Raw genomic sequence first — 11089 nt, 5'->3', positions numbered from 1 at the left:
TGCTGTAAGCGTAAGTGGATAATTGATGTGTGATATTTCTGGTATAGAGGTTGATTTGGTAAATATCGGTTACTTTTAAGGGTGATTCTATAATTTACGCTTGTCGAATTACCGCAGCCAAGTCGTGTTGTTGGGTTTTTTGGTCGTAAGTTGATACAAAAAACTAATGAAAAGAGAAATACCGTCAGTCTGAAAAAGTTTCAAATACCGTGTTTTCGAAGAATTTTTGTAGGAAGAATCCGTGTTGTTTGTAGGGAATGTCTCTCGGTGTGGGTGGCCGGGGGGGGCGGCATGCCAGGGGCGAAACGACTAGGCTATTGTGCGGGCTCTAAAAATTCGAACAGCGAAATTGGACTTGCCCATGAATAAAGTGCTGATCGTGGATGATCACCCCGTCATTCGTCTTGCGGTACGTATGCTAATGGAGCGTCATGGCTACGAGGTTATTGCAGAAACAGATAATGGCGTGGATGCATTGCAACTGGCGCGTGAATATATGCCGGATATTGTCATCCTCGATATTGGGATACCGAAACTGGATGGCCTGGAAGTTATTGCGCGTCTGACATCGGCCGCGATGCCTATGAAAGTGCTGATATTGACTTCCCAGGCGCCGGGGCATTTTTCCATGCGTTGCATGCAGTCGGGTGCGGCGGGATATGTCTGCAAACAGCAGGATCTCACTGAATTGCTGAGCGCAATCAAGGCCGTATTGTCAGGCTACAGTTACTTTCCGAACCAAGCCTTGCATACCGTACGCTCCAGTCTGGGTAATGCCAGTGAAGCCGATATGGTGGATCGTCTGTCGGGACGGGAAATGATGGTCTTGCAACAGTTGGCGCGAGGCAAGACGAACAAGGAGATTGCCGATGGAATGTTCCTGAGCAATAAAACCGTCAGTACTTACAAGACTCGCCTGTTGTTGAAACTCAATGCTCGTTCCTTGGTCGACCTGATCGAGTTGGCTCAACGCAATGGTCTGGTGTAATTGCGTCAGTATTTGGCACTTAGTAAAAAGCCTCCGTTTCGGGAGGCTTTTAGGTGTCATAGATCAAAATCGTAATCGGCCAATTGCTTTTGCAGTCGGCGCTCCTCCAGCAGATTGTCGATGGTACGGCGTTTGCTCAGGTTGGTCTTCGCCACTTCAACCACCGGTTCAGCGTCATCGGCCTCAACGGGGGTGAAGTCGTCTTCTACGTCCAATTGCTCTTTGCCAGTGCTCATAGGTTAACTCCAGGCTTAGACTGCCTTTGGCGCCCCTTATATCGACAATCTCCCCGCGGGTAAAAAAGATTTTTTCAATCGATATATCAATAATCTTAATAGTGCCTCAATCGTCCGAGGTCTTTTGCTTGTATTCGCACAAGTCTTCGATCCGGCAACTGCCGCAGCGAGGCTTGCGGGCCAGGCAAACATAGCGTCCGTGGAGGATCAACCAGTGATGTGAATCGAGCAGGTATTCCTTGGGCACGAACTTCATCAGTTTTTTCTCAACCTCGACCACATTCTTGCCTGGCGCAATGCCGGTGCGGTTGCTGACCCTGAAGATATGCGTGTCGACGGCCATGGTCAGCTGACGGAAAGCGGTATTGAGCACCACGTTGGCGGTCTTGCGACCGACGCCGGGCAGCGCTTCCAGCTCTTCGCGGGTCTGCGGCACTTCGCCTGCGTGACGCTCCACCAGCAAGCGGCACGTCTCGATCACGTTTTTGGCTTTGCTGTTGAACAGGCCAATGGTCTTGATGTACTCCGACAGTCCTTCGACGCCGAGTGCATAAATCGCCGCTGGCGTGTTGGCCACCGGATAGAGTTTGGCGGTGGCTTTGTTGACGCCGACGTCGGTCGACTGCGCCGAGAGAATCACGGCAATCAGCAATTCGAACGGCGAGGAATAGGCCAGTTCGGTCTTTGGTTCCGGGTTGTCTTCGTGAAACCTGCGGAAAATTTCCAGACGTTTTGCGGCATTCATAGGCAGTGCATTTCCTCGAAAGCGTTCAGTGTGGAGTGGTCGGGCGGGGCCAGGCCTGCCAGGCGGCGATGAGCAGGCCCAGCAAAATGAATCCGCCAGGGGCCAGGGCAGCCAAGTGAAAGCTACCGCCGAGGAGTTCGCGTAGCAGGCCCATGCCCACCAGCAATGCGCCGAACACGCCACACAAGCGCAGGCGGTCACGCCATGCGCTTTGGAAAAACCCGGTGTGTTCCAGCACTACGCATTGCAGGGCGATCAATCCTGCATAGATCCCCAAGTGCCGGTGACCTTGCAGCGACCAGGCTTGCGCGGCGAGTTCCGCGCAGCTGGTCAGAGCAGCCGCCAGCAGCACCCCGGCCAACAGGTGTGTTGCCGGGACAACCCGGGATCGCAAGGCGCCCATGCTCACGCCAAAGGCACTGATCACCACAATAAACATCAGCCACAGGCCCAGCGCGGTCACCCAAGAGTCGGTAGCACCGATCAGCGGCGTCAGCATCAGCGAATTTTGCAGAGTCGATGGCTTATTCATGGAGACTGCTCCCGATCAGTTGTTGCCGGTGCTCGTCGAAGTAGCGCAACGCGTCATGAATGGCGTTGATCACCGCTCTTGAAGTCATGGTCGCGCCCGCGATCTGATCGAATTGACCCTGATCCTTTTTCAAAGCCCAGCCACTGTCGCCAGGTTCGTTTCGGGACTTGCCGGAAAAAACCTGAAGCCAGCTATTGGGCCACTCGGCGATTTTACCGCCCAACCCAGGCGTTTCCGATTGCTTAAGGGTTTTGACGCCCAGCAGCTTGCCGTTGATGTCGATGGCGATCAGCAAGTCGATGGAGCCTGCATAGCCCAGGGTCTGGCTGCGCAACAACACGGCGCTGGGCTGGCCGGCCTTGGTTGCGCGGTAGCCGATGAGCAGTGTGCTGTTGGCCAATGCGCTGCTGTCGAGGTTGAGCGGCTGTTCCAGCGGTTGATTGTCGTAACTGTCCGAGGGCAGCAGGTCCAGCAGGTTGCGACTGTCGATCAGGCGTTGTTCGGCGGCGATGTGCGGCGCGATGGCGTGTTGCACGAGGTAGGTCGTTCCAACTCCCACGCTTGCCAGCAACACCAGCGTGACAATGCTTGACGTTCGGTTCATGGCGCACTCCGCTCTTGCCTGGAGGCGACGAACCGGTCCAGCGCCGGCACACAGAGGTTCATCAGCAACACTGCAAAGGCCACACCGTCCGGGTAGCCGCCCCAAGTGCGAATCAAATAGGTCAGCAGCCCCACTCCCGCCCCAAACAAAAGCCGGGCGCCGGGGCTTCTAGCGCCAGACACCGGCTCCGTGACAATGAAGAATGCTCCGAGCATGCTCGCGCCGCTGAGCAGGTGAAACAGCGGCGAGCCATGAGAGTCGGAACCCGAGCCGTTCCAGCACAGCAGGCTGATGATGAACAGGCTGGCGAGCATGCCTACCGGCGCATGCCACGTGAATATGCGCTGTTGCAGGAGAAATGCGCCCCCGGCCAGAAACGCCAGGTTGACCCATTCCACGCCACGGCCGCCGAAGTGACCGAACGCCGGGTTGCCGGCGAAGAGTTCGTCCATGGTCAGGCTTTTGTTGATCCGCAGGCTGTCCAGTGCCGTGGCCTGGACCCAGGCATCCGGGGACTCACTGAGGCTGAAACCGAATACCTGTTGCAAACCACCCAACAGGTCCATGCCATGGGACGACGGCCAATGGGTCATTTGTTGAGGAAACGTCACCAGCACCAGGGCGAAACCGAGCATTGCCGGGTTGAAAGGGTTCTTGCCGACGCCGCCATACAGGTGCTTGCCGAACACCATTGCGAACGCCGCCGCGCTGACGGTCAGCCACCACGGGCAATAAGGCGGAAGGGCCAGCGCCAGTAGCGTCGCACTGACCAGGGCGCTAACGTCGCTCAAGGTGGGTTTGAGCGGTCGCTTGCGCAACTGCAACACGGCCGCTTCAACAGCCAGTGCGGTCACACCCGCCAGGATCAGGTTGATCAATACCCCCCAACCATATAACCCGAACAACACCAACATCCCCGGCACAGTGGCCAGCAACACCAGCTTCATGGCCTGCTGAAGGCGTTCGTCGACCGATTCAAGGGGTGCCATAAGCATCCACCTGACGCTCGGCTTCGCTCACTGCTTCTTCCAATGCTTCGATTTGTTCAGCTGGCGCTTCGCTGGCTTGAGCTTTTTTAAGCGCTGCGCGGCGCATCGCCAGTTGAATTTTCGCCCGATTTAGCTCCGCATTTTTTGCCGGGGCCACGGGCGCCGATGCAGGTGGTGCACTGTTTTCCAATGTCGCCAACGCTTGCTCGGCAGCCTCGAACTGCTGTTGCAGGACGATCAGTTGCGACTGCTGTTCAAACGTCGGCGGATGCCCGAAGGCCTTGAGCGACTTGTTCAATTGCGCCCGGCTCATGGCCAGATCGATCTTGGCTTTTTTCAACGCCGCATCGGCAGTGGCTGCTTTCTGAGCACGCACCCGTTCAAGTGCGGCTTGAACCGGATCAAGGTAGGGCGCGTCACTGGGCTGCGGCACTGTGCGCTGCGCACGAGCCTGACGTTCCGCGAGTTTCTGTTCTTCCTCACGTTGCAGCCTTGCGTTGCGTTGCTCGAAACGACGGCGCGCGTGATTGCGTTTGGCCGCGCGGGCCCGCTGTTCCTCAAGGCTGAAGGCCAAACCGCCGACGATCGGCAGTACCGTGGCCAGTGGCAACGGACGCATCTCGATGCAATCCACCGGACAGGGCGCCACGCAGAGGTCGCAACCGGTGCATTCATCGACGATGATGGTGTGCATCAATTTGGCCGCGCCGACGATGGCGTCCACCGGGCAGGCCTGAATGCATTTGGTGCAACCAATGCACTCCGCTTCACGAATATAGGCGATCTGCGCCGGGGCCGAACCGCGACTCACATCCAGCTCCAGCACCGGCACCTTCAGCAAATCGGCCAGGGCCGAAATGGTTTCGCTGCCGCCCGGTGGGCACTTGTTGATCGGCTCGCCGTTGGCGATGCCTTCGGCGTAGGGCTTGCATCCGGGATGGCCGCACTTGCCGCATTGGGTCTGCGGCAGGAGGGCGTCGATGCGTTGAATCAGACTCATGTTTTGATCAGTCCGCTGAATCCGAGAAAGGCCACTGCGATCAGACCGGCGCCGATCAGGTCAATCGGCAGGCCGCGAAAGGGCAGGGGGACATCGTTATCGACGGTGCGCTGGCGCAAGTCGCTGAACAGACTCAGTACCAGCCAGAAACCCAGCCCCGCGCCAAGACTCAGGGCCGTGGCGTGGAAAAACCCGTTGTCGTCCTGAACATTGATCAGCGTCAGCCCGAGCACGCCGGCATTGCCGAGAAGCAGCGGCCAGAGCCCTTCGAATGAAAGCGTCGAAAATACCGTCGACAGTAACGTCAGCAACGGCGCGATCAACAACACGCTCAGCGGCAGAACTACGAACAGACGCAGCGAAGTCAGCTCCAGTGGCACCAGCAGCCAGTGGTAGAGCGCATAGCCGAGCATGCCGACGATCAGCATCAGACACGTCGTTGCAATGCCCAGCGCATGAACCTGACGGCGCTCGGCGCTCAGTAGCGGATCGACGCCCAGCGGCCAGTGCAACACGAAGTTGTTGATAAGGGCAGCGCTGATAAGCGTCAGAATAATCTCGGTCATGATCTGTTTGCCTGAAGCGTCCTTACCCACACATCGTAATGGCTGCTGAATAACCCTGTAGGAGCTGCCGAAGGCTGCGATCTTTTGATCTTTTTTTTACGATCAAAAGATCAAAAGATCAAAAGATCAAAAGATCAAAAGATCGCAGCCTTCGGCAGCTCCTACAGGGAGAGTATGGGCCAGACATGAAAATCCCACAGTCGCGCCGGGCGCGACTGTGGGATCGGTTTACCGCAGAAGATTACTTGATCCGCTGACCTGGCTTGGCGCCGCTGTCGGGGCTGAGCAGGTAGATTTCTTCACCGCCAGGGCCCGCCGCCATCACCATGCCTTCGGATATGCCGAACTTCATTTTCCGTGGCTTGAGGTTGGCGATCATCATGGTCAGACGACCATTGAGCTTGGATGGATCCGGATAAGCGCTCTTGATCCCGGAGAACACGTTACGTTGCTCGTCACCGATGTCCAGGGTCAGGCGCAGCAGTTTGTCGGCACCTTCCACATGTTCGGCCTTAAGGATCAGAGCGACGCGCAGGTCGACAGCGGCAAATGCATCGAACTCGATTTCTGGCGACAGCGGATCCTTGGCCAGTTCGCCGTTGCCGGCAGGTGCAGCATCGCCGGTGTCGGTTGCGCTTGCGGTCAGGTCTTCTTTCGAAGCATCGGTCATGGCTTGCACTTTCACCGGGTCGATACGGGTCATCAACGGTTTGAACTCGTTCAGCTGATGGTTGCTGAGCAGCGTTGCGTGATCGTTCCAGGTCAGCGGCGCGACGTTCAGGAACGCCTCGGCGTCGGCGGCCAGCAGTGGCAGCACCGGCTTGAGGAAGATCACCAGTTGGCGGAACAGGTTGATGCCCAAGGCGCAGATGGCCTGGACTTCGTCTTGCTTGCCTTCTTGTTTGTTCAGCGACCACGGCGCCTTGTCGGCGATCCAGGCGTTGGCGCGGTCGGCCAGGCCCATGATTTCGCGCATCGCGCGGGCGAAGTCGCGAGCCTCGTAGGCGTCGCAGATGCTCGGCGCTGCAGCGAGGAACGCGTCGGTCAGTTCTGGCGCGGCGTTACCGGCCACCAGGACGCCGGCGTTGCCTTTGTGGATGAAACCGGCGCAACGGCTGGCAATGTTGACGACTTTGCCCACCAGGTCGGAGTTGACCTTTTGTACGAAGTCTTCGAGGTTCAGGTCCAGGTCGTCGACGCCACGGCTCAGCTTGGCCGCGTAGTAGTAGCGCAGGTATTCCGGCGATAGGTGATCCAGGTAGGTCCGGGCCTTGATGAAGGTGCCGCGGGACTTGGACATTTTCTGACCGTTGACGGTCAGGTAGCCGTGCACGTTGATGCCGGTTGGTTTGCGGAAACCGGCGCCTTCGAGCATGGCTGGCCAGAACAGGGCATGGAAGTTGACGATGTCCTTGCCGATGAAATGGTACAGCTCGGCGGTGGAATCCTTGCCCCAGAACGCGTCGAAATCCAGCTCCGGCGTGCGGTCGCAGAGGTTCTTGAAGCTCGCCATGTAGCCGATCGGCGCATCCAGCCAGACGTAAAAGTACTTGCCCGGCTCGTCAGGGATCTCGAAACCGAAGTACGGCGCATCGCGAGAGATGTCCCACTGCTGCAGGCCGGCGTCCAGCCATTCGGCGATCTTGTTGGCGACCGCGTCTTGCAGGGTGCCGCTGCGGGTCCAGGCCTGCAGCATTTCCTGGAAGTCCGGCAGCTTGAAGAAGAAGTGCTGGGAATCCTTGAGCACCGGAGTGGCGCCAGAGATCGCCGACTTCGGATCCTTCAGGTCGGTCGGTGCGTAGGTCGCACCGCATTTTTCGCAGTTGTCGCCGTACTGGTCTTCGGTGCCGCATTTCGGGCAAGTGCCCTTGATGAAGCGGTCGGCCAGGAACATTTTCTTTTCCGGGTCGAAGTACTGAGTGATCGAGCGCTGGGCGATGTGCCCGGCGTCGCGCAGCTTCAGGTAGATATGGCTCGACAGCTCACGGTTTTCTTCGGCGTGAGTGGAGTGGAAGTTGTCGAAGTCCACCAGGAACTCGGCAAAGTCGGCGCTGTGTTCAGCCTGGACGTTGGCGATCAGTTGTTCCGGGGTGATGCCTTCCTTTTCCGCGCGCAGCATGATGGCCGAACCGTGGGCGTCGTCGGCGCAGACATAAATGCATTGATTGCCGCGGTGCTTCTGGAAGCGCACCCACATATCGGTCTGGATATATTCCAGCATATGGCCGAGGTGGATCGAACCATTGGCATAGGGCAGGGCGCTGGTGACGAGGATCTTGCGTGGCTCGGACATGGGGCTCGGCTACTTGATGAAACGGAGGTCGGCCACTATAAAGCGCTGGCGCATATTTTTCACCCAGTGAGGTTGTTTCCTCCGATGATCGAACCGGCGGCGCCGTTAAAAGATCGCAGCCTTCGGCAGCTCCTACGCGCCTGTGGGCGCTGCCGAAGGCTGCGATCTTTTAGCGGCATCCCGCCGAACGATCAGAACAGGTACGATACCCGCCTGATTTTCCAGTCTTGTTATCGGAGTTGCCCATGAGCGCCGTCAATCGCGCAGCGGTGGAAGCCGTCCTTCGCCAATACACCGACCCTTATCTGAACCAGGACCCGGTCAGCGCCGGGTGCGTGCGCAACATCGACATCCAGGGCGATCGCGTCAGCGTCCAGCTGGAGTTGGGCTACGCTGCCGGCCTGTTCAAAAGTGGCTGGTCACAGATGCTGCAAATGGCCATCGAAGGGCTGGACGGTGTCACCACCGCTCGCGTCGAGATCACCAGCGTGATCGCCGCGCACAAGGCTCAGGCGCAGATTCCAGGCCTGGCCAACGTGAAAAACGTCGTGGCCGTGGCGTCCGGCAAGGGTGGCGTGGGCAAATCCACCACCGCCGCCAACCTGGCGTTGGCGTTGGCGCGTGAAGGCGCCAAGGTCGGGATTCTCGACGCAGACATCTACGGTCCGAGCCAGGGCATCATGTTTGGCATCCCTGAAGGCACCCGACCAAAGGTCAAGGACCAGAAGTGGTTCGTGCCGATCGAGTCCCATGGCGTCGAAGTCATGTCCATGGCGTTCCTGACCGACGACAACACGCCAATGGTCTGGCGCGGGCCTATGGTGTCCGGGGCACTGTTGCAACTGGTGACACAAACCGCGTGGGGCGATCTGGATTACCTGGTCATCGACATGCCGCCAGGCACCGGTGACATCCAGCTGACCCTGGCGCAGAAAGTCCCGGTGGCCGGCGCCGTCATCGTCACCACTCCGCAAGACCTGGCACTGCTGGATGCACGCAAAGGCGTAGAGATGTTCCGCAAGGTCAACATCCCGGTGCTGGGCGTGGTGGAAAACATGGCGGTGCACATCTGTTCGAACTGCGGGCATGCCGAGCATCTGTTCGGTGAGGGCGGTGGTGTCAAGCTGGCCAACCAGTACGGCGTCGAACTGCTGGCTTCATTGCCGCTGTCGATGGTCATTCGCGAGCAGGCCGATGGCGGCAAGCCAACGGTGATCGCCGAGCCCGACAGCCAGATTGCGATGGTGTACCAGGAACTCGCCCGTCATGTTGGCGCGCGAATCGTGTTGCAGGAAGCGGCGACACCGGCGATGCCGAATATCACCATCAGCGACGATTAAATAGATCCCCCCTGTAGGAGCGAGCTTGCTCGCGATGGACGTAAACGATAACGCATGCTTTCTGAAAAAATGCGCCGCCGTCGAGTTCATCGCGAGCAAGCTCGCTCCTACAGTTGTTTTTGGGGCCCTTAGATCCGCAACCCGCCATCCATTTCCAGAATCCGACCGGTGTAGTAGTCGTTCTCGAAAATGTACGCCGCCGAATGGGCGATCTCTTCCGGCTTGCCCATGCGCTTGAGCGGAATCCCGGACGTCATTTTCTCCAGCGCTTCCGGCTTCATGCCCAACGTCATTTCGGTTTCGATAAAGCCCGGTGCAATGCCCGCCACGCGAATACCGTAACGCGCCAGTTCCTTGGCCCAGGTCACGGTCGCCGCAGCGACACCGGCCTTGGCGGCGGAGTAGTTGGTCTGGCCGACGTTGCCGGCTCGGGAGATCGAGGAGATATTGATGATCGCACCGCTGTTTTTCAGCTCGACCATTTTCGCCGCGACTTCACGGGTACACAGGAACACGCCGGTCAGGTTGACGTCGATCACCGCCTGCCATTGGGCCAGGCTCATCTTCGTCATCTCGCCGTCCTTGACCTTCAACAGCAGGCCATCACGCAGGATTCCGGCATTGTTGATCAGGCCATGGATCGCGCCGAAATCTTCGGCAACCTGAGCGACCATGTGCGTCACTTGCTCTTCATTGGCGACGTTACACAGATAGGCGCGAGCCTCAGCGCCCTTGGCTTTGCACGCGGCGACGGCCTCGTCGAGCTTTTCCTGGTTCAAGTCCACCAGCGCCAGCTTCGCGCCTTTGCCTGCGAAATACTCGGCCATGGAACGGCCTAAACCCTGGCAACCGCCAGTGATAATGATTACTTTGTCAGTGAGTTGCATTCGCATGCCCCAATAGGAGGTCAGAGTGGTTTCCTTTAAGAGGGCCTCTCGATCTGCACCTGATGTGGCTTGGCTGCACATGAGAACTGCCCTGATGGCGCACTGGAACGTATCCCCAGTCACCTGTCCGTTTTTTCGACGGATTCTATAGAAGGAGTCATAAATTGAGCGTTGAAGCGGCCAAGAATGCCCGAGAATTGCTTCTCAAGGAATACCGTGGCGTGTTGTCGACTCACTCCAAGGCCATGCCCGGTTTCCCGTTTGGCTCCGTGGTTCCGTACTGCCTGGATGAGCAGGGCCGGCCGCTGATCCTGATCAGCCGTATCGCCCAGCACACGCATAACCTGCAGAAAGACCCGAAATGCTCACTGTTTGTGGGCGAGCGTGGGGCTGAAGATGTGCAAGCCGTTGGTCGGCTGACCTACCTGGCCGAAGCGGAAAAGCTCGAGGACGAGGCCGCCATCGAAGCAGCGGCCGAGCGTTACTACCGCTATTTCCCGGATTCGCAGAGCTACCACAAGGCCCACGATTTTGATTTTTGGGTGCTCAAACCCGTGCGCCACCGTTACATCGGCGGCTTCGGCGCGATCCACTGGGTTGATCAGCTGACGCTGGCTAATCCGTTTGCCGGCAAAACCGAAGTGAGCATGGTCGAGCACATGAATGCCGATCACGCCAAAGCCATTGCGCATTACGTGGCGCTGGCAGGTTTGCCGATGACCGAGCCGGCACAATTGGCCGGTATCGACACTGAAGGCATGCACCTGCGCATTGGTCAGGTTCTGTATTGGCTGCCGTTTCAAGCGCCTTGTAATACGCCGACACAAGTTCGGGAAGCCTTGATTTTCCTGGCCCACGCCGAGCATTGGCCGAGAAATGAAGTGGCCGATGCTTGAATTCACGAATCGG

At 58.2% G+C, this 11089-nt stretch carries 12 protein-coding genes; 3 read left to right on the top strand and 9 right to left on the bottom strand.

Annotation, left to right across the window (positions count from 1 at the left end; genetic code table 11):
- Positions 1 to 361: 361 nt before the first annotated feature.
- Positions 362 to 988 carry a response regulator transcription factor gene (locus JFU37_RS28655; RefSeq protein ID WP_201120491.1) on the top strand — a complete coding sequence of 209 codons (627 nt, stop codon included), beginning with the start codon at positions 362 to 364 and terminating at the stop codon, positions 986 to 988.
- 56 nt (positions 989 to 1044) lie between these two features.
- On the opposite strand, the gene JFU37_RS28650 is transcribed toward JFU37_RS28655, so the two are convergent.
- The 8 genes from JFU37_RS28650 to metG all read right to left on the bottom strand — a co-directional run bounded on the left by JFU37_RS28650 (position 1045) and on the right by metG (position 7953).
- Entirely contained in the window at positions 1045 to 1224 is a 180-nt protein-coding gene (locus tag JFU37_RS28650) for a PA3496 family putative envelope integrity protein (RefSeq protein WP_007898493.1), read from the bottom strand.
- A gap of 106 nt (positions 1225 to 1330) precedes the next feature.
- Entirely contained in the window at positions 1331 to 1969 is a 639-nt protein-coding gene (gene nth, locus JFU37_RS28645; RefSeq protein ID WP_201120490.1) for an endonuclease III, read from the bottom strand.
- 25 nt (positions 1970 to 1994) lie between these two features.
- Positions 1995 to 2501: an Rnf-Nqr domain containing protein gene (locus JFU37_RS28640; protein ID WP_201120489.1), complete on the bottom strand. Its 507-nt coding sequence runs from the start codon at positions 2499 to 2501 to the stop codon at positions 1995 to 1997.
- The gene (locus JFU37_RS28635; protein ID WP_201120488.1) at positions 2494 to 3105 is read right to left on the bottom strand and encodes an RnfABCDGE type electron transport complex subunit G; all 612 of its coding nucleotides are present in this window, start codon (positions 3103 to 3105) and stop codon (positions 2494 to 2496) included. Before JFU37_RS28635 ends, JFU37_RS28640 begins: the two co-directional genes overlap by 8 nt.
- Positions 3102 to 4094 (bottom strand): RnfABCDGE type electron transport complex subunit D, encoded by a 993-nt coding sequence (locus JFU37_RS28630; RefSeq protein ID WP_201120487.1) that lies wholly within the window; start codon positions 4092 to 4094, stop codon positions 3102 to 3104. Before JFU37_RS28630 ends, JFU37_RS28635 begins: the two co-directional genes overlap by 4 nt.
- Entirely contained in the window at positions 4081 to 5094 is a 1014-nt protein-coding gene (rsxB, locus tag JFU37_RS28625) for an electron transport complex subunit RsxB (protein WP_201120486.1), read from the bottom strand. Before rsxB ends, JFU37_RS28630 begins: the two co-directional genes overlap by 14 nt.
- The gene (locus JFU37_RS28620; RefSeq protein ID WP_201120485.1) at positions 5091 to 5660 is read right to left on the bottom strand and encodes an electron transport complex protein RnfA; all 570 of its coding nucleotides are present in this window, start codon (positions 5658 to 5660) and stop codon (positions 5091 to 5093) included. Before JFU37_RS28620 ends, rsxB begins: the two co-directional genes overlap by 4 nt.
- A 241-nt stretch (positions 5661 to 5901) precedes the next feature.
- On the bottom strand, positions 5902 to 7953 hold the full coding sequence (metG, locus tag JFU37_RS28615; RefSeq protein ID WP_201120484.1) for a methionine--tRNA ligase: 2052 nt from the start codon (positions 7951 to 7953) through the stop codon (positions 5902 to 5904).
- Between the two features lie 245 nt (positions 7954 to 8198).
- Between metG and apbC the strand changes: the two genes are divergently transcribed.
- The gene (gene apbC / locus JFU37_RS28610; RefSeq protein ID WP_201120483.1) at positions 8199 to 9293 is read left to right on the top strand and encodes an iron-sulfur cluster carrier protein ApbC; all 1095 of its coding nucleotides are present in this window, start codon (positions 8199 to 8201) and stop codon (positions 9291 to 9293) included.
- A 128-nt stretch (positions 9294 to 9421) separates the two neighbouring features.
- Here the strand turns inward: apbC and JFU37_RS28605 are convergent, their stop codons facing one another.
- The gene (locus JFU37_RS28605; RefSeq protein WP_201120482.1) at positions 9422 to 10180 is read right to left on the bottom strand and encodes an SDR family oxidoreductase; all 759 of its coding nucleotides are present in this window, start codon (positions 10178 to 10180) and stop codon (positions 9422 to 9424) included.
- A gap of 164 nt (positions 10181 to 10344) precedes the next feature.
- On the opposite strand from JFU37_RS28605, the gene JFU37_RS28600 reads away from it, so the two are divergent.
- Positions 10345 to 11076, top strand: coding sequence for a HugZ family pyridoxamine 5'-phosphate oxidase (locus JFU37_RS28600; RefSeq protein ID WP_201120481.1), 732 nt, complete (start codon positions 10345 to 10347; stop codon positions 11074 to 11076).
- Positions 11077 to 11089 lie beyond the last annotated feature (13 nt).

Origin of the sequence: Pseudomonas sp. TH41, from assembly GCF_016650695.1 — a bacterium.
Classification (GTDB): domain Bacteria; phylum Pseudomonadota; class Gammaproteobacteria; order Pseudomonadales; family Pseudomonadaceae; genus Aquipseudomonas.
The sequence above is the reverse complement of the archived record's forward strand: the minus strand, read 5'-3'. Positions and strand labels throughout refer to the sequence as shown.

Coding starts and splice junctions, on each gene's coding strand:
- rsxB (WP_201120486.1), bottom strand. CDS start 5,094: ATGAGTCTGATTCAACGCATCGACGCCCTCCTGCCGCAGACCCAATGC.
- JFU37_RS28620 (WP_201120485.1), bottom strand. CDS start 5,660: ATGACCGAGATTATTCTGACGCTTATCAGCGCTGCCCTTATCAACAAC.
- JFU37_RS28630 (WP_201120487.1), bottom strand. CDS start 4,094: ATGGCACCCCTTGAATCGGTCGACGAACGCCTTCAGCAGGCCATGAAG.
- nth (WP_201120490.1), bottom strand. CDS start 1,969: ATGAATGCCGCAAAACGTCTGGAAATTTTCCGCAGGTTTCACGAAGAC.
- apbC (WP_201120483.1), top strand. CDS start 8,199: ATGAGCGCCGTCAATCGCGCAGCGGTGGAAGCCGTCCTTCGCCAATAC.
- metG (WP_201120484.1), bottom strand. CDS start 7,953: ATGTCCGAGCCACGCAAGATCCTCGTCACCAGCGCCCTGCCCTATGCC.
- JFU37_RS28635 (WP_201120488.1), bottom strand. CDS start 3,105: ATGAACCGAACGTCAAGCATTGTCACGCTGGTGTTGCTGGCAAGCGTG.
- JFU37_RS28650 (WP_007898493.1), bottom strand. CDS start 1,224: ATGAGCACTGGCAAAGAGCAATTGGACGTAGAAGACGACTTCACCCCC.
- JFU37_RS28640 (WP_201120489.1), bottom strand. CDS start 2,501: ATGAATAAGCCATCGACTCTGCAAAATTCGCTGATGCTGACGCCGCTG.
- JFU37_RS28605 (WP_201120482.1), bottom strand. CDS start 10,180: ATGCAACTCACTGACAAAGTAATCATTATCACTGGCGGTTGCCAGGGT.
- JFU37_RS28655 (WP_201120491.1), top strand. CDS start 362: ATGAATAAAGTGCTGATCGTGGATGATCACCCCGTCATTCGTCTTGCG.